This is a genomic window from Sphaerospermopsis sp. LEGE 00249 (assembly GCF_014299995.1).
Lineage (GTDB): Bacteria > Cyanobacteriota > Cyanobacteriia > Cyanobacteriales > Nostocaceae > Sphaerospermopsis > Sphaerospermopsis kisseleviana.
The window spans coordinates 22,179-40,420 of record NZ_JACJUZ010000015.1; the positions used below are offsets into that span (position 1 = coordinate 22,179).

Consider the following 18,242-nt stretch of genomic DNA (forward strand, 5'->3'; position numbering starts at 1 on the left):
ATAACTGTTAAAAGGTCAAAAGCGATAATTGCGATCGCCTATCCACATACTCGTTGGTACAGCATTACCTTGAGGATCTACTTTCACCCTGACAATGATCGGTGTTCTACTTCCATTTCGGTTTTGCTGTGCTTGCAACAAATCATTATTAATTTGTTGTCTTTGTTCTTCGGAAAGATAATAATTTTCCAAACCGTAATTAATCAACCCATCTTGATAATTACCCTTTAAAGCTACCTGATTATTAGCTAAATAAATCGGGCGATCGCTACTCACACGCACTGGTTTCCAAGCTGCGGGAACATTACGATTAAAATCACGGTTAAAATCACGATTAAAATCACGATTAAAATCACGATTAAAATCACGATTAAAAGATTGTTGTTCCTGCAAAATCAAATATAATGTACTGCCTTGATTGATTCTGCCATTTCTCAGAGAATTTTCTCTTACCCAATCTCTCCAACCCGGTAATCTTCGCAAATTTTCGGTACGAGAGATATTATAATCAAAGGACAAAGCAGAACCCTGTAACACATTATTAGAATATGCAGGTAAAGTTTGCAAAATCACACTTTTACCTGTCATTTCTGTATACATTGCTTGGGTGGGAACTGCTAAAATTAACCCTACTTGCAGCATTAGAGGTGCTACTAACCGCCAAATTGGTAACGGTTGATTGGCCTTTTGTTCAGTAGCAATTAAGTAATCACGAAAAGTTAACTTTTCGGAAAATTCCTTTTCTGGAGTTAAGGTTTTATTTTGTTCTGGTGAGTTATTTGTCATAATTGGTGATTGGTGATTGGTGATTGGTGATTGGTGATTGGTGATTGGTGATTGGTGATTGGTGATTGGTGATTGGTAATTGGTAATTGGTGATTGGGAAAATACAAATAATTTACCCTTATTCCCTATTCCCTATTCCCTATTACCCATGACTAATAGGATTTATAACGCAGAGATTTAATATATTTTTTAATTCTAATTTCCGCAATTGTAGCCGTAGAGAAAGCGGTTAGGACATTAATCTAAACTAAAACCTTGACACTCAAAGGCGTTTAGCACTGTCAACTGTCACCTGTCACCTGTCACCTGCTATTGTTTTTTAACAGTAACACGTTCCTGTAAACGACGTTCAAACCATAAACCGGCAGAAATCAGACCAGAACCGCACAATACAAACACCAATGATCTAAATAATAAATCAGTGTCGTACTCTAGAACCCGGCTGATAATTTGCAGGATAAATAATAGCATACCACACCAAAAAGAAGTTCTGTTACTCAACTTTAAACCTTGTTGCATCAGTCCCCAAGCTAAGGTGATCAACAGAACATTGAAAACAAAAATGCCTAGTTCAGTAATCCGACTTATAGCTTGATGCCAAAAAGGTACAATGACAATAAAACCCAGAAAAATGCTAATGACGGTGATAGTAAAAAATACTTCCCTGCGGGTTGGGTTATGACGATGACGAAACAGAAATAACCATTGCAACACTGCTAAACCGCTAAGAATGCCTAAATCAATGATAGGCAAAGATTGAAAAACATTGGAGAAATTATTTGGCGAATTACCAAAACTGAAAGATTGCCATTGCCAACGGAAAGACAATAAATAAAACACCATAGCAAAACACCCCAAAGCTAAATTACGGGCTATATTTTGAAATAACCGATAATTAACAGTTGGGAACAACAAATCATCATAACTCCAAAATAAAGCAGGTGGTAATGCTAAAGCAAAAGAAGCAACCCAAGGAATAACATCAGAAAAAGTTAATAATGGTAAAGGATTGAGATTGTATTGTAGAGAAAGAGTAAAAGCGATCGCTGCTAAGATAAAAATCACCCGTGAACGACAAATATACGCCAAAGGTACAAACAACAACCAAGAAATTAACGGCGTATGTCGCACAGCTAAACGCGCCCAATTAAAATCACTACCAGCAGACCAAAATTCTCTCAGTCCTAACCAATAACCAATTTGTAACAGGATAATAGCCACAACACCCAAAGAATTGAGTGATAGACTATAAGCCATGACTAAAACACCAAACCCCCAAGCTAAAAATAACTGGGTGGCTGAACCGCTAATATTAAATATTTGCGCCATCAGCATTAAAGTTGCACCCAAAATTAAGGCGCTGAGAATGAGTAAAGCTTCTCCTAATAGACGTTTGTTGCGTTGTGGTTTTTTACCTTCTCCCTTAGCAAGAGTAGGTTCTCTCCAAGTCAAAAAACCCGTGATAGCAGTAGACAAAAACAAACTCATCAACAAGATAAATTTAACTTCTCTTGACCATGTTTGCCAATTTGCTGCTACAAAGATAATGATACCTAAAATTAAAAGTAAACCACCGACAGCAATGGCTATTAAACCAGAACTTTCTTTTGCAGCCGCTTCTATTTTGTTAAATTGATAACGGTCGGCAATTTGCTGGTATTGGGAAGAACTGATAAGTCCTTCATCTCGCCAAAGTTGTGCTTCTTGGCGCAGTTTTTGCGGAAAATTATCTAAGATCATGACCTCTCCGGTGCAAATGGGTTAAAGGAGGCAGGAGTTGAAAGGCAGGAGGCAGGAGGGAGGTAGGAGGGAGGTAGGAGAAAGCTTACAGGGGGATTCAAACCCACCTTTAATCGAAGACAGCTAAATCTGAGATTGTGGCTCTTGACTTAAACCCATACAGGCGAGGCAAAAAGACTTTATTGTTTATTGACAATTTTCCCTTCTGCCTCCTGCCCTCTGCCTTCAGCCTCGCCCGAAGGGCAGTTAATTTAACAACTGTCAAAAAACGGTTAGCTTCTAGCCAAAGGCCAGAAGCCGCGCCGGACGCGCTTTAAAAACGCAATCTCAATGGTGGTCATTATCTTTTCAGTATGCAGCCAAATGCCTTAATTACATTGTTCTGATGTAACAGTTTCAATATTGTGCTAAATAGCTAAAATTACCCAATTTTTGGATATGGAAAAACCTTCAAATTTATTACTTAAAGTTGCCCGTCGTTTATTTGATGATGCAGATGAACAAGCAAAGTTTATTGCAGCTTTAGTTAATCCCAAACCTTTTTCACCTTGTATTCTTTGGTGTCAAGATAAGCCTGAAGTTTCACCTTTTGCAGTAGAAACACCAACATTTTGGCAACCAGAATTTGTAGACCGTTTACAAATTGGCGAAAAACCAGGTCAACATTCTTTACATCAACAAGGATATTTTTATTGTTTAGATTTTTCTTCTGTATTTGCGGCTTCTGTGTTGTTAACAATTAATCAACCAGTACCTTTAGTATTTGATATGTGCGCTGCACCAGGAGGCAAGAGTGTATTTGCTTGGAAAGCTTTAAAACCTGATTTATTAATTAGTAATGAAGTCATTGGTAAACGTTTAGGGATGTTAATTTCTAATTTGAAACGTTGCCAAATTCAACCTAGTTGTGTGGTAAATCGAGATTCTAGTATTTTTGTAGAGATGTTTGCAGAATCTAGTAATTTAGTCTTAGTTGATGCACCTTGTACGGGTCAATCTTTACTAGCTAAAGGTGAAAAAGCACCGGGTTGTTTTCATCATACCGCAATTAATAAAAGTGCTAATCGTCAAAAAAGAATTATTGCTAATTCAGCCCAAATTGTTGCACCTCACGGTTATTTAGTTTATATGACTTGCACCTATTCCCCAGAAGAAAATGAGCAGGTTTGTGAATGGTTGTTAGCAAGATTTCCCCAATTTCAAGCTGTGGAAGTTAGTCATTTATCCAAATATCAATCACGTTTAACAAACATTCCTTGTTATCGGATGTTTCCGCAGGATGGTTTGGGTGCTGGTGCGTTTACGGTGTTGTTTAAAAATATGAATGAAGGAGATACTAAACAAATCAATTTAAATAATCTAGCAATTATACATCAAATGTAAATAAGTAAATAATCAAAATAATTCTCGTTCCCATACTCTGTATTATCAATTGATAATTGATAATTGATAATTGATAATTGTTTCATTAATTTTCAATTGTCAATTGTTCATTCTTAATTGATAATATACACCAAAGTCTTAATATGATTGAACCGCAAAGGACGCAAAGGACACAAAGGTAAGAGAGTTGAGCGAGAGTTTTTGGTCTGGCTGTTTTTATTTTTTTCCCAATGGGTATGCTCCCCCAGTCAGAGACTGGGAACGAGCAGTAATTAATTTTTTAGTGGTTGTTTATGTTAATTTTTCAGTCACTTTTTGTACTTCCTCAATTGATAATGCTAAAGCTTGGGCAATTTGTTCAACAGTTAAACCCATTTGCAATAATTTGGGTATAGCTTCTTTTCTCGCTTGTTCTGCTTGTTCTGCCCGTTGACGTTCATTTTCTGCCCGTTGACGTTCAGCTTCTTCTGGTAACAGAACTAAGTTTCCTTGTTGATCATAAAATCTTAACCAAGTGGCGGTTTCTCTTGTTAGTATTCCTTGCCAATTTCCTAACCAAAATCCTAATGTTTCACACCATAACCAGCCTTTTTCATTAGCTGTTAAAGGTTGATAAACAAAATGATTATCTAAATGCCAACCTTTTAAGGAGTGAGGATCAAAAGGATCATAAACAAAATAATCTCTAGTTCTAAATATGTTTTGATAAAGTTCTTTTTTGAGAACTAAATCTACATTTTTAGTTGAGGGAGACATTAATTCAATAATTACATCTGGGTAGCGTCCTTGTTCTTCCCAAACTACCCAACCTTGACGAGTTTCTTTATTGGGGACATTCAAAACAACAAAAAAATCAGGACCACGAAAATCTTTATTTCGCAGTTGTTCACTACTATAATAGATGAACATATTCCCGCCAACAAAATAATCTGGACGGTCTGACCATGTTTGTTGTAAAGAATAAATTAAAACATTCATGGCGATGCGGTGGCGGTTACTTTCCAAGGGAACTCCATCATCAAATATTAAATCGGTTGGTGGTAGGGGGGGTTCGTAGTCTGGGATAACCTCAACTGGTGGAGTCTGATTTTCTGTAATATTCGTTAACATGACATCACCTGAGACTATTGACATATTTATCTATGATCTTAGCTGTCAATTGATAAGTATTCAGCCATCAGCTATCAGCTTTCAATGCTAAAATACAAAGAACAATCACAAATGCACAGAGTGTAAGTTTACTCAATTAATGCTGCTAAATCTTTGTTTCTGCCATTATAAGCTGATTACTGATTACTGATAGCTGAATGCTGACAACTTCTCAAGTTATGGTAGGTAAGTGTTGACGATTTTTCCACTATGCCACAAGTAATTATTGCCTCTGGTTCTGAAATATCTGCGGATGCTGGTGCTGCTGTTGCTAACCAAGGAGGTAATGCGGTTGATGCGGCGATCGCTGCTACTGTTGTTTCTATGTGTACTGATTTGGGGGTGATGGCTGCCGGTGGTAGTGGTTTTATCACTATCTGGCCAGCTAATGCTGATCCTATTGTCATTGATGGTTATGCAGAGATGCCAGGACGAGGTTTGGAAAATGAGCGTTTTGGCCAGGGTATTCGGGAAGTTTTCTTTGATTATGGTGGTGAAATTAGTACGGTGCTTGGTTATGGTAGTATTGCCACTCCGGGGATGTTTGCGGCTTTGGGCAAGGCTTGGGAACAGTACGGAAATATACCTTGGTCCAATGTGGTAGCACCTGCACGAAAATGGGCTAAACAAGGTTTTCCCCTTTCTGGGGGTGCGGCGGAATATTTACATTACACCCATGCAGCTATTTTTGGGTGGCATCCTGACAGCTATAAGACGCTACACCATGAGGATGGTACTCCCCTACAACAAGGGGAAATTGTTCATGTTCCTGGACTAGCTGAGAGTCTAGAATTGATTGCCCAGGAGGGGGTAGGGGCTTTTTATACTGGGGAATTAGGAAAGCGGATTGTTGCGGAAATTCAGGAAAATGCAGGTTTGTTAACGGCGGCGGATCTGGCTGCTTATGAGGCGGTAGAGCGATCGCCTATTTGCATTAATTTTGATCATTGGCAAATTGCAACTAACCCTCCTCCTGCTGTGGGTGGTGCTTGTTTAGCGGCAATGTTGTTACTTTTAGATGATAATTCTGTGCAAGAATGGAATTTAACGACTGTTAAACAAATGGTAGAGGTGCAACACGCAGTTTTAAACTACCGCAACCATCATCTTGATTTTAGCAGCGATCGCACTGGGGAAACTGCAAAACTCCTAGAATTAGCCCGTGTGGGAAAACCGCAAACTCTGTTATCTTCACCTTCAACTATTCACATTTCCACCGTTGATAGTAACGGTTTAGCTTGTTCTATTACCGCTTCTGCTGGTTATGGTTCGGGAGTGATGGTTGGTGGTACTGGGTTTTGGTTGAATAATTCTTTGGGAGAAATAGAATTACATCCCCAAGGATGTCACCATTTAAACCCAGGAGTGCGTTTAACTTCTAATATGTCCCCAACTATTGCTAGATGTGCTGATGGTAGGGTTTTAGCTATTGGTTCTCCTGGTGCTTCTCGTATTACCACAGCCATAGCTCAAGTATTGCTGAATTTTGTGCATTTGGGAATGTCTTTAGAAGAGGCGATCGCCCATCCTCGTCTGCACGTGGAAACTAGGGATGGTAAACCTACTGTAGTCATGGAAGCTGGTATTCCCAAGGATGAAATAGGGGGTTTTATTACCCATTGTTTCCCTAAACTCTCTATGTATTTTGGCGGAGTGCAGGCCACTTTATGGCATCCGCAATATGGTTTATCTGCTGCTGCTGATCCCCGTCGTACTGGTGGGGTTGCTAGGGGTGGTAATTGACAATTGATAATTGATAATTGTTTAATTAAAGGTTTAAAACCTACCCTTGAAAGGGGAAAAAGCCAAAAATTCTGCTTTTGAAATCCTCTGAATTTCAGGGATAGGTAATTGTCAATTTTTAATTGTCAATTATGGGAGCATCCTAAATGTGTAAGTTTATTTTTATCTCACAACAGCAAATTACCCCAGGCTTTATTTGATTGAACCGCAAGGGACACAAAGTACACAAAGGTAAGAGAGTTGGAGAGAGTTTTTGGTGTTGCTCCATTTATTTTTTCTTATTTTTTCAAAATTTGGATGCTCCCTCAATTCTCAATTCTCAATTCTCAATTATCAATTGATCACCAACTCTTGCAACACCTGCTGTAAATCACTTGTTAACTCAGATACCGCTTGTCTTGCACCTACTCGACTACCTTTATAGGTGGGATAACGTTCAGATACAGATATTGGTTTACCTACGGAAATTTTGGCTTTTTGTTTACCTAATTCTGGACGGTTTAAAGGATTATTACCTTTAATTTTATTCACCATATCCCATAATAGTAAAGTCGTTTCGGCAAATCTTTCTACTGTGGGTTTTTCTCGGATATAAGTCCCAGAAACTGCTACAAAACTTTCTACTAATCTCATGTGCCACATCCGAAAATAAGCTTCTTCGGCGATTCTATCCCCTAAATTTTTCTCAATGGTTGATAATGATTTCATATCTTTAAAATCTTCCCTAAATATATAATTCCATCCGGCTTGTTCTACCCTTCTACATCGATCATTCCAATTACCTCTTGATGGTAAATCAAAATATTGTTCAGCAATGAATAACGCTATATTCATTACAGATTGTAATCGGTAAGCTAAGGCTTCATTTCTATCTTTAATTTCCCCATTAGTAATCTTTTCATCTGGCAAGGTTTGATGATAAAATTTGCTGTAAAAATTCTCCATGATAGCTAATAATTGTTCTGCCAAAGTCAATAATCGGGGATAAAGTAACTCAAAGGAACTACTATTATTAGCTGATTGAAAATTTAAACCACTCGCAATTTCTAACTGAGTTAATAAATTGGCGATCGCTTCCCAAGGTTCATCAACATAACTATATTTTAACCCAATTGGGACAATTAAAACTTCTTCATTTCTCCCTGCTTTTTGTAAATCTTCTACACACCAAAAACCCATTTGAGCAATACCCGGTTCTAAAGGGCTAATAATTTCTGATAAACCATTAGTAGCACCTTCGGGAGCAGCGGCCATGGGGAACTTACCATTAATATATAAATCTCTGGCAGAACGCAACCCCATCCAGTCAGCTTTCCCTCTTTGAATAGGAGTACCACCTAAATTAGCAGCTAACCAACCTATATATTTACCAGCCCATAAAGGAATACCCCGATCATAAATAAAATGGGCATGAATGGGATATTGTAAATTTATATTTTGCTGTTTTGCTACCTTGGGTAAAAGCTGAGAAAATAAATAAGTTAAACAAAAAGGATCTTCTGTTTTTGGATGACGAAACGCTAACATAAACCGAATTTTCCCAGCTTGAAACTGATCATAAAGCTCCGCTAAAACTTCTACATTTTCTGCTTCAATTTGGTTAATGGGAGTTTTCCAGCTGATCCAGTAGGGTAATAACAAATGTACGCATTTTAACAACAAGGGGTTAAAGGCTGGGGGGATAAATTCTAAGGGTGGTTGCGCTTGATACATAAAAAATAGGAGATCCAGGAGTCAGGAGATCAAAGAGTCAGGAAATCAAAGAGTCAGGAGATCAAGGAGTCAGAATGAGTCAGAAGGATTACTTGTTTAAAATAGCTTTAGCATAACTATCTAATAACCTACTCACTTCCTTTAATTTCAACATTAATTCTGATGTATCACCATATTGTAAATCATTTGCCAGAATCAGATAATATCTACATTCTTCCACAGAAGCTTGTGCAATATTCATAAATCTTGCTTTATCTGCATCTCCTTTTTTCTTAAACCCTTCTGCAATATTTGCAGGAATAGAAACAGATGCACGTCTAAACTGAGAAGTTAGCCCATATATTTCTGATTTAGGAAAATTAGCCGTTAATTGATATACTCCTAATACAAATTGATGTGCTTTTTGCCAAACTATTAAATCTTCAAATGTTCTTGCAGGTTGCATAATTATGAAATAGGAGATCAAGGAGTCAGGAGTCAGGAGATCCAGGAGTTCAAGGAGTCAGGAGTCAGGAGTCAGAAATCATAGAAAGTTCTTCTTCACTGTCACCAGTCCCCAGTCACCAGTCCCCTATGATGGCGATCGCAAATGACAGAATTGCGAGAAACTAAAAACAGGTATAAAAAACGAAAAAAACGGAGAACACAATGGCCTGGACAAAAATTCTCGAAGTTAACGCCCTATCCCCTGGGGCGCGAGAAGTGGTAAAAGTAGGAAACAGAAATATTTTAGTGTTAAACCACGAAAATCAGCTTTATGCCGTGGAAAATAGCTGTCCTCACCTCAAATTACCCATGAAATCCGGTAAAATTCAGGACGGAGCTATTGTTTGTTCTTTCCATCGTAGTGCCTTTGACCTAAATACTGGAGAAGTAAAAACTTGGTGTCCTTGGCCACCCGGAGTTGGTAAATTACTATCAATGGTATCCGCAGCCAAAACCCTGCCAGTATTTCCTCTCCGTGTGGAAGATGGCAATATTTTGATTGACTTACCAGAATAAAATCGTAGGGGCGAAGCATTCGGGCAACTAATTATCAATTTTTATCACAGGTTATTTTCCGAATGCTTCGCCCCTACTTCGCCCGTACAGGAGTCAGGAGTCAGAATTAATTTTTCTCCCTATCTCCCCAGTTGTAGGGGCGAAGCATTTGGGCGATAATTTGACTGAAAAATCAGACATCTAGATATCCCAAATGCTTCGACCAGCCCCCATAAATAAGTTCCATAATTTCTTTTCTGGACAAGTCTAATATGAATTACTACGTGATTTATGATGGCAATTGCAATCTCTGTGTTACTTTAGTGCAATTGTTAGAAAATCTAGACCAGGGAAAGCTATTTCGCTACATCCCCATGCAAGATCAACAACTATTATCCCAATGGGGAATTAGCGCCCAAGATTGTGAACAGGGTATGATTTTAATAGATGCTCAAACTCCTTCAAGACGCTGGCAAGGTAGCAATGCAGCAGAAGAAATTGGGCGACTATTACCGCTAGGTAGTGTATTTGTGGAAGCTTATCGCGCCTTACCGGGTATGAAATGGGCAGGAGATAGATTTTATGAACAAATTAGGGATAATCGCTATACCGTGTTTGGTAAACGTGCGAATACTTATCAATCAGCGTATTGCATAGATGATGATTGCAAAATAGGTAATGGGTAATTAGACCTAGCAGTGAAAATTATCGTAGGGACAATTCATGAATTGTCCCTACATTAAACAACTACCTCCTGGGGCAACCACGGGGGGTTTGCCCCTACCCCTTAGCCCTGAGATTTTGATAACTGGCAACTTAGATTATTATAAGATGGACGGATTGTTACCAAAATGGGGCTATTATGGCTCGCTATACCTGTTCTTTTCTCGTTTCTGTTGCCAGCGACTATCTACAACCTTTACTGTTCGAGCTACTACAGTATTGTGATTTGGAAATTCAATACTACACACCAGATTACATTATGGCTCGTGAAATTCCCGGAAATGTATCATTTTCCAGGTTGGTGACAGTGGAAGTATTGATTGATAAATCCACTGCTACGGACGAGGAAACCCGCATGAATATTGTGATCAAAAATGAGGAACTACCACTTAAATTGGACAATCATTGCCGACAAGTCTTTGATTTTGTCCGACAGCAGATTGAACATAGTCGCAATTGGCACTTAATAGAAAGTATATCTGGTTAACCGTCTCCCGACTGTAAAAACACGCAATAGCGAAATTTTTATTAAAAGTCGGGAGATATTTATATTGTAAATATGCCATAATTTTATAATTTTATGAATTAATTAGGCTTTCCTGAAAAAGTTATCTGTGAAAGCTAGGTGACAGGTGACAGTTTCAAGATAGGAATTAAGTGCAATAGACCTCTCCAAAATAGAATAAGCTGTTGTGCATTTAATTTGTATAAGTGGAACAGGCATCTTGCCTGTTCCACAAGAGTTCAGAATATTAAGATTATACAATTTAGCTGTGTAACAGCTTAGACATCTCCAGAAAAGAAATTATGGAACTTATTTATGGGGGCTGGGCGAAGCATTTGGTATATCTAGATGTCTGATTTTTTCGTTAAGTTATCGCCCAAATGCTTCGCCCCTACAACTTATGACAAATTAATACATTAGACATCTCCAGAAAAGAAATTATGGAACTTATTTATGGGGGCTGGGCGAAGCATTTCGGATATCTAGATGTCTGATTTTTTCGTTAAGTTATCGCCCAAATGCTTCGCCCCTACAACTTATGACAAATTAATACATTAGACATCTCCAGAAAAGAAATTATGGAACTTATTTATGGGGGTAGGGCGAAGCATTTCGGATATCTAGATGTCTGATTTTTTCGCTAAGTTATCGCCCAAATGCTTCGCCCCTACAACTTATGACAAATTAATACATTAGACATCTCCGAAAATTATCGGATCACTATAAATATGCGTAAACTGAAACACATTCGTAGGGACAATTCATGAATTGTCCCTACATCTTTTTCACCAGAGGTATCTTATGAATTAGATATCTCCGGTAATTGCCTTAATTCAAAACTGCTCTCAACCGTTTGAGAACTTTATTAATTGCCATGAAAGTTTCATTTTTGGAGAGTTTTTGGAGAGTAGGTAGATCACTTTGTTTGATAATACGATTGCAGGTTTCAATAGCTTTATTTAAGTTATTGATGTTTACTCGGGGTGTTCCAGTAGCCTGAGCAATGGCAGAATCCCCTTTGAGATTTTTAGTAGTTGCTACTAGCTCTTCTGAGCTTACTTGAGCTATAGGAGTCTCAACAATTCCACCTAAGGCACCGATTAATGCTTGTGCATCCTGCGCGGGAACACCATCAACCGTTAAATTATCAGTGACTTGATCGGCAGCTGCGCCGGTATTATCATTTCCTGCCAATACGCTGGCAACAGCGGCAGTACCACTTGCGTTACCACCACCAGCGTTACCACCACCACCAGCGTTACCACCACCACCAGCGTTACCACCACCACCAGCGTTACCACCACCACCAGCGTTATCAGCACCAGCTGCGTTATCAGCACCAGCTGCGTTATCAGCACCAGCTGCGTTATCAGCACCACCAGTGTTACCACCACCTGGGGCATCGTTAAGTGCCGATATTACTTCAGCGACAGTAGTGTTCAACTCTATCTGAATTTCCTGTGCAACAATCTCAAGACCCACATCACTACCAGCAGCGGGAGTAGTAACAATACCTGGTGATAGTATTTGTACTTGTGGTGTTTCAAACAGTGATTGAACTCTCGCAGTATCCCCAATCAGAGCTTCTATATTAGTTCCTTGAGCTGATGCCTGCCCAGCCAATGCTGGTTTGGAGGAAGCAGCCAAAGCACCTAATAATATAGAGATTAAACCCAAGGTGAGGGTGAATTTTTGTTTAATCATGGTTTTGCCCTTTTTAGCTGAAATTGCTGTGGTGGAAAAAACAAATTTTAGAACTGGAGACTATAACCTGCACTTAAACTAAATCCAGAACTATTAAGGTTGTCAGTGACATCGGTAAAGATAGCATTGATCACCATAGGACTTTGTTTGAAGGGAACAAAAGAAGCACCTAAGTTAAGACCACTTCCAGTCCAACTACTAACGAGGGATGCTTGTGGTGTGACTCTATAACCTATGCTGGCAAATAAGTTAGGATCATTCTCACGGGCATTTCTAGCACCTTTGGATCTGAAACTGCCACTACCAACACCCACAGAAACAGAAAGTGCGTCAAATCTCTGGCTAACTACACCATAAATAGTCTCTTGGGGAATATCTGCTTCTCCCCATTTAATGGCATTTGACCAACCAACGGCTACGGCTGTATCCCTGGACAGGATTCTGTGTAGTTTTAAGCCTACGGTGCCACTATCAGCAAAGTCTCCAAAGAAGTTATCTTGACCACCGAGACTGATAATATTGAAGGCGACTTCTAGACCTGCTGATTTGACTGCGTTTCCTAAACCAAAACCGACAGACATAGAACCATCTACTTTCCCATCAAAAGGAAAGAATAGTCCACCACCAACAAAGGCTTGTCCCCAACCTGCACCATAGGCAGTGGGTGTACCGGCACTGGAACCAGGGGCACCTTTGAGGGGTTCAGCGATTTGGATAATGGGATCAATCAGTAGTTCCTGGCGTAGTCTATTTGCTTCTGCAAAGGTATCACCTACAGTTGTACCAGCAGAGGGATCTACTTGAGCGATGGTTTGAGGTGGTTTGGGCTGAAGAGAAGACTTTTTAACAGAAGAGTTTTGATTTGCTGGTTGAAAGGTATCACCGAAGCTGGTAGAGAAATCTAGCTGTGAGATAGTTTCGGGTGCTGGGGAAAACTTCAGCGGTTGATTGTTTTCAATAACTGTATCTTGAGATTTTATATCTTGAGATTCTTGGCTGAAATTTTGCCTAAAATTTTGCCTAAAATTTTGGCTGGAATTTTGGCTGGATACTTTTTCTAGCTGGGTTTCTAGTTCGTTGCTGACAGTAGCAGGAACTGAGTTATCAACCGCAGACGCGGGTTTTATGCCGACAGATGTAGATAGTAAAAGGCATCCTAATACATTGATGCTTAAAAACTGCATCCATTTGGCTGAGATGATGTTGGCGAATTTGCGTGTAGTCAAAGTTGTACTCCTCACACTTTTATACATTTGTTGCGTGTCACTGTTATAGCATTTTTTTGCTAAAAACCAAACTTTTACCAGTGCTGATATTTTTAAATTTACTCAGGCTGAGTGAGGATCAATATTTTTAACAAGTTAATTACTATTTTGTTTATAGTGCTATTTTGGTAAGATAATAGTCAGGATTTACGAGATATCTTTTTTATCAAAGATTTATTGGGATAAAATACATATTTTTTGCTTAAAAATATGCTATTTTGTTATATTTACTTTGTTTATCAGTTTTTTTTTAGGTTTTCTGTCAACTGCCTGAAGATTAAAAACTCTTAACTTTTGAACAGAAAAATGTAATTAAAAGTTATAATATTAACAATTATTAATAAATATTAATAAATATTAATACGTTGTTAGGAAATTTGTTAATTTATCATTAGATAAGCTGTTACACAGCTAAATTGTCAGGACTTACGCAAAAGGAAACGAAAGTAGGGGTAATTCATGAATTACCCCTACGCAAGAATAAGGTTTTTAGTCACATCTTGCGTAAGTCCTAATTGTATAATTCTAATATTCTGAACTCTTGTTTAACAGGCAAGATGCCTGTTCCACTTATACAAATTAAATGCACAACAGCTTATCTCTCATATCTCCGAAAATTAAATAAGCATAACCTGAAACCTTTGGTAGGGACAATTCATGAATTGTCCCTACATTCATTACCACCAGATGCCTATTAGACATCTCCAGAAAAGAAATTATGGAACTTATTTATGGGGGCAGGTCGAAGCTTATGGGATATCTAGATGTCTGATTTTTCCGTTAAATTATCGCCCATAAGCTTCGCCCCTACAACTTATGACAAATTATGACAAATTAATACATTCTATTTTGGAGAGGTCTATTAAGTTAAATGATTTTCTAGCAAAGATGCGATCGCCTCTGGATGGATTTTATTATATTGTTTTTTACCCAACATTAAAACACAATTAGGGGCGCTACTACAACGTTTTTGACAGTCGGTGTGTTCAATTTTGACTTTATGGAGTAAACCGCGATCGCACAAAGTTTTTTCTAATTCTGATAATAAACCTTTACCACCTCGTTTCACACAGCCTGATTTTTGACAAACCATAATTTTAGCTGTATTTTCTGGTAGTTGGTAATGAATAGGACAAAAACCAACTTGTTGAACTCGATAAGCAATAAGTTTAAGTTTACTGGTAAGTGGATTTAATTTACTAATAGCATGAATGATAACTTGTTCACCAGGTACTAAATTAGCAAGCAAGGAACAAAGTAAATCTTGGGTAATTTTAATTTTTAAAGTTCCCCCAGGAATAGCTAAACGCAAATGTTTATATTTTTCGGGTTTGTTACCAACAAAACCTAAAAACTGTCCTTCCAGATTCACTTCAGATAATGTGAGATATTTTTCACCCATATTGATAACCATGACGAGAGAAAATGAGAGAAAATAATATTAGCTATCAACATTCAGCGAAGAACAGCAATAGGGAAAATTCAGAAGTATGAATTTTGAGAAAATTACATATTCTTCTTCATTAATTCTGATTCTTTGTATTTCAGCTTTTAAGTATTAGCTGATAACTGAATGCTGATAGCTAAATTCTGAGATAAAATCCTGAGATAAAATCCTGAGATAAAATCCTGAGATAATCTTAGGACAGACGTTTAGCTTCTAAAGTTTGAGGTAAACTTTCTTGAGTAGGAATTTCACTAAATTCTAATTCCCAACCATTAGCTAAAGTGAGAACTTTACCTGCTTCACTGTCTGTTTGTTTAACAACTTCTTCTTCTAAGTCTTTCTTAGCGACATAGACAACCAAAGTTCCAGCATCATTCGTCCGTAGCATGACTTTCATTTGATGTTTCCTCAGCAGATTCTAGTTCTCTTTTGCGACAACCGATGATGTACCCTGTATCTAAAAAATGTACGGCATAGATATAGTAAGCTTGTAAAAAAGTTCCTATACTTGCCACATAACCAACGTCTCCAATTTTGGCTAAAACTTCCCCAATTTCTCGCCCTGGAAAAGTACCATCATTTTTGATGAGTTTCTTAACTCGGACTTTTTCACCAATTTCAAACACTGGTGGATCATTTAGTTCTATCTCATCTCGCTGCATGAAAATACCTCTGTTCTTGTACTAAATTCAACAATTCTTCTGGAGAAAGATTGCGTTTTTTGATGGTTGATTCATGGCGGACTGCATTTAAAACAGCTTGGGTTTCTTCGTCATTCAAAAATATCCCATGCTGTGCTAATAAGTTAGATAATAAATGCCTTCCAGAATGTTTACCGATGACTAAACGACGTTCCCAACCTACTGCTTCTGGTGCAAATGGTTCATAGGTTTCTGGGTTTTTGATGACACCATCAGCATGAATTCCTGATTCATGAGCAAAGGTATTTTCACCGACAATTGCTTTCCAAGGTGGCACGTTTGCACCGGCAGCATTAGCAACTAATTGAGATAGTTTTAAGAAATTTTTTGTATCAATTCCCAAGTCAACATTGTAGATATGTTTTAAAGCCATAACAACTTCTTCTAAAGCTGCATTTCCTGCTCTTTCTCCTAAACCATTCACGGTGGTATTGACAGAAAGTGCGCCGGCTCTAATTCCCGCAATAGCATTAGCAGTTGCTAAACCAAAATCATTATGGGTGTGAATTTCTACGGGAATTGATAAAGTAGATACTAATCGTTTAACTTTGAGGTGAGTTTTAAAAGGTTCAAGGATTCCCACTGTATCACAAAAACGAAATCTAGATGCACCCCATTCTTGAGCATATAAAGCTACATCTTGGAGAAAATTTTCATCTGCTCTGGAAGAATCTTCTCCTCCTACTGCTACCCATAAATCATGATCTAGAGCAAAGTTAATACAGTCTTTTAGTCTTTGTAAACTAACTCGCCATTGACCATGAAATTTGGCGGCAATTTGAATACCAGAAACGGGAATAGCAATATGTATTCTTTTGATTCCACAGGCAATAGAGGCTTTTATATCTGAGATAACTGCACGATTCCAAGCTAGTAATTTAGTATCTAAATTTAACTCAGAAATTGCTTTGATAGCACGAATTTCTTCCTCTCCCATTGCGGGTATACCTACTTCTAATTCTGGTACACCAATGGCATCGAGAAATTTGGCGATCGCTACTTTTTCTTCTAAGTTAAAAGCAACTCCTGCCGCTTGTTCCCCGTCACGTAACGTAGTATCATTAATACTAATTTGACTCATCTCAAACATTCCTCTAGCCAAGTTTTTACTGTAAACGTTCAGCTATTAGTGGTCAGATTTTTGACGTTTACGCCATAAAAAACTATTTGATCATCTAAGTATTGATCAAATATTCTGACTCCTGAATCCTGAATTCTTAGTTTTTACTAATGTCCTTTAATGCTACAATGGCCATTCCACATAGATATAAAGCAAATATTAATTTTTGTAGATAACTGCTAAAAATAACAGGAGTTATTGAAAACAGTTGATAATATTTAATTATTGCTCAATAACTCACACCACATCTGTATGTTAGGAAACTAAATTTCGGTATCATTTAGGAAGATTTATTTTGCTCATGTTTGGGATGTTCTACAAATAGCCAGTAGCTAATATAGCTATTAGTAAGTCCTGTCAGTAACAAAATACCCAGTCCAGCAATTAAACTCGTAATCATAATATTTACCTCATAATTAAGAAGTCAGGAGTCAGGAGTCAGAATATATATTTCTGGAAGATCCTGATATTGTTTAATTGTCAATTGTCAATTGTCAATTTTCAATTGATTAAGCGTGTTCTGCTAACCAATCAAAAATCTTTTCTAACTGTTGTAAATCTATCAAACCATATTGCCAAAGCAGCATGGGAATGGGACCTTGATCAAATTCACGATGTCGCAAAGCAACAGCAATATCAGCTTTTGAAAGTGACAGTTCGCTATGTAGAAATTGCAATAATTTCTTATCGCTGTTACCGTTTACCATAAGTTGACGTTCAAAATATCAAAATAGACACAGATTTACCTGCTAATTTCACTCCATTACAGAAGAAAATATGTCAGAAAAATTGGAGATTTAGCAGATGGGAAAAAATAAGTGAAACCTAAGCTTAGGTTAATTGTCTTGATTATGCAAGCGAAATTGTGAGTGAACAATAACTTTGACTATGACAGAAGATAAATTAGAGTTGCATCTTGAATTTACTTCTGATATTGTGGTGATTAAACCTAAGATAAGTCGTGAATTGTATCACTCACATCGGTTTTGAGAATTAGCCATTATAACCGCAGTACCAACAACTTTCTAACCATTCCACTAATTCCTCACGAGAAGCTAAAAATTGCATAATGGTATTTTGCACAATCACTGCTTCTTTGAAGCTATTAATTTGCACTCTTAAAGAACCATCTGGTTCACAAGCACACGCAATCATTAACTCTTGCAAGCGGTGAAAAATTTCCGAGCGATCGCTCAAAGGAACTTCCAAAAATTGTTCACCTAAAGCCAAAAAGTTACCATTCAAGGACATAAATTACTGCTCGTTGATAGGCAAAGTTTAC

18 protein-coding genes are annotated in these 18,242 nt (G+C 37.8%); 5 read left to right on the forward strand and 13 right to left on the reverse strand.

Annotation, left to right across the window (positions count from 1 at the left end):
• Positions 1–15: 15 nt before the first annotated feature.
• Both H5968_RS07545 and H5968_RS07550 read right to left on the reverse strand, forming a co-directional pair.
• Complete coding sequence (locus H5968_RS07545; RefSeq protein WP_187039437.1) at positions 16–786, reverse strand: GDYXXLXY domain-containing protein; 771 nt, start codon at positions 784–786, stop codon at positions 16–18.
• A gap of 309 nt (positions 787–1,095) precedes the next feature.
• A complete protein-coding gene (locus H5968_RS07550; protein ID WP_187039438.1) occupies positions 1,096–2,526 on the reverse strand; it encodes a DUF2157 domain-containing protein in 1,431 nt (476 codons plus the stop codon).
• A gap of 438 nt (positions 2,527–2,964) precedes the next feature.
• Between H5968_RS07550 and H5968_RS07555 the strand changes: the two genes are divergently transcribed.
• Entirely contained in the window at positions 2,965–3,909 is a 945-nt protein-coding gene (locus H5968_RS07555; RefSeq protein WP_187039439.1) for an RsmB/NOP family class I SAM-dependent RNA methyltransferase, read from the forward strand.
• Between the two features lie 291 nt (positions 3,910–4,200).
• On the opposite strand, the gene H5968_RS07560 is transcribed toward H5968_RS07555, so the two are convergent.
• Positions 4,201–5,019, reverse strand: coding sequence for a Uma2 family endonuclease (locus H5968_RS07560; protein WP_187039486.1), 819 nt, complete (start codon positions 5,017–5,019; stop codon positions 4,201–4,203).
• Positions 5,020–5,268: 249 nt separating this feature from the next.
• Here H5968_RS07560 and H5968_RS07565 point away from each other — a divergent pair, with 249 nt between their 5' ends.
• The gene (locus H5968_RS07565) at positions 5,269–6,801 is read left to right on the forward strand and encodes a gamma-glutamyltransferase family protein (RefSeq protein ID WP_187039440.1); all 1,533 of its coding nucleotides are present in this window, start codon (positions 5,269–5,271) and stop codon (positions 6,799–6,801) included.
• 333 nt (positions 6,802–7,134) lie between these two features.
• Here H5968_RS07565 and H5968_RS07570 read toward each other — a convergent pair whose 3' ends face one another.
• Together H5968_RS07570 and H5968_RS07575 are read right to left on the reverse strand one after the other, a co-directional pair.
• The gene (locus tag H5968_RS07570; RefSeq protein WP_187039441.1) at positions 7,135–8,514 is read right to left on the reverse strand and encodes a 1-acyl-sn-glycerol-3-phosphate acyltransferase; all 1,380 of its coding nucleotides are present in this window, start codon (positions 8,512–8,514) and stop codon (positions 7,135–7,137) included.
• An 88-nt stretch (positions 8,515–8,602) separates the two neighbouring features.
• On the reverse strand, positions 8,603–8,959 hold the full coding sequence (locus H5968_RS07575) for a four helix bundle protein (protein WP_187039442.1): 357 nt from the start codon (positions 8,957–8,959) through the stop codon (positions 8,603–8,605).
• A gap of 203 nt (positions 8,960–9,162) precedes the next feature.
• Here H5968_RS07575 and H5968_RS07580 point away from each other — a divergent pair, with 203 nt between their 5' ends.
• From H5968_RS07580 to H5968_RS07590, 3 genes are all read left to right on the forward strand, one after another.
• Entirely contained in the window at positions 9,163–9,516 is a 354-nt protein-coding gene (locus H5968_RS07580; protein WP_096572705.1) for a Rieske (2Fe-2S) protein, read from the forward strand.
• A 251-nt stretch (positions 9,517–9,767) separates the two neighbouring features.
• The gene (locus H5968_RS07585) at positions 9,768–10,181 is read left to right on the forward strand and encodes a thiol-disulfide oxidoreductase DCC family protein (protein ID WP_187039443.1); all 414 of its coding nucleotides are present in this window, start codon (positions 9,768–9,770) and stop codon (positions 10,179–10,181) included.
• Between the two features lie 176 nt (positions 10,182–10,357).
• Positions 10,358–10,705, forward strand: a complete 348-nt coding sequence (locus H5968_RS07590) for a hypothetical protein (protein WP_187039444.1) — start codon at positions 10,358–10,360, stop codon at positions 10,703–10,705.
• A gap of 846 nt (positions 10,706–11,551) precedes the next feature.
• Here H5968_RS07590 and H5968_RS07595 read toward each other — a convergent pair.
• The 8 genes from H5968_RS07595 to H5968_RS07630 all read right to left on the reverse strand — a co-directional run bounded on the left by H5968_RS07595 (position 11,552) and on the right by H5968_RS07630 (position 18,211).
• Complete coding sequence (locus H5968_RS07595; RefSeq protein ID WP_187039445.1) at positions 11,552–12,427, reverse strand: hypothetical protein; 876 nt, start codon at positions 12,425–12,427, stop codon at positions 11,552–11,554.
• A 47-nt stretch (positions 12,428–12,474) separates the two neighbouring features.
• Positions 12,475–13,653, reverse strand: a complete 1,179-nt coding sequence (locus H5968_RS07600; protein WP_187039446.1) for a hypothetical protein — start codon at positions 13,651–13,653, stop codon at positions 12,475–12,477.
• A gap of 901 nt (positions 13,654–14,554) precedes the next feature.
• Entirely contained in the window at positions 14,555–15,094 is a 540-nt protein-coding gene (locus H5968_RS07605; protein ID WP_187039487.1) for a (2Fe-2S) ferredoxin domain-containing protein, read from the reverse strand.
• A 238-nt stretch (positions 15,095–15,332) separates the two neighbouring features.
• Positions 15,333–15,536, reverse strand: a complete 204-nt coding sequence (gene nifT, locus H5968_RS07610; protein ID WP_187039447.1) for a putative nitrogen fixation protein NifT — start codon at positions 15,534–15,536, stop codon at positions 15,333–15,335.
• The gene (locus H5968_RS07615) at positions 15,511–15,801 is read right to left on the reverse strand and encodes a nitrogen fixation protein NifZ (protein WP_137667195.1); all 291 of its coding nucleotides are present in this window, start codon (positions 15,799–15,801) and stop codon (positions 15,511–15,513) included. Before H5968_RS07615 ends, nifT begins: the two co-directional genes overlap by 26 nt.
• Complete coding sequence (gene nifV, locus H5968_RS07620; RefSeq protein ID WP_187039448.1) at positions 15,788–16,921, reverse strand: homocitrate synthase; 1,134 nt, start codon at positions 16,919–16,921, stop codon at positions 15,788–15,790. Before nifV ends, H5968_RS07615 begins: the two co-directional genes overlap by 14 nt.
• 548 nt (positions 16,922–17,469) lie before the next feature.
• Complete coding sequence (locus H5968_RS07625; protein WP_187039449.1) at positions 17,470–17,667, reverse strand: DUF2949 domain-containing protein; 198 nt, start codon at positions 17,665–17,667, stop codon at positions 17,470–17,472.
• Positions 17,668–17,953: 286 nt separating this feature from the next.
• Positions 17,954–18,211 (reverse strand): Asr1405/Asl0597 family protein, encoded by a 258-nt coding sequence (locus H5968_RS07630; protein ID WP_187039450.1) that lies wholly within the window; start codon positions 18,209–18,211, stop codon positions 17,954–17,956.
• Between the last annotated feature and the right edge of the window lie 31 nt (positions 18,212–18,242).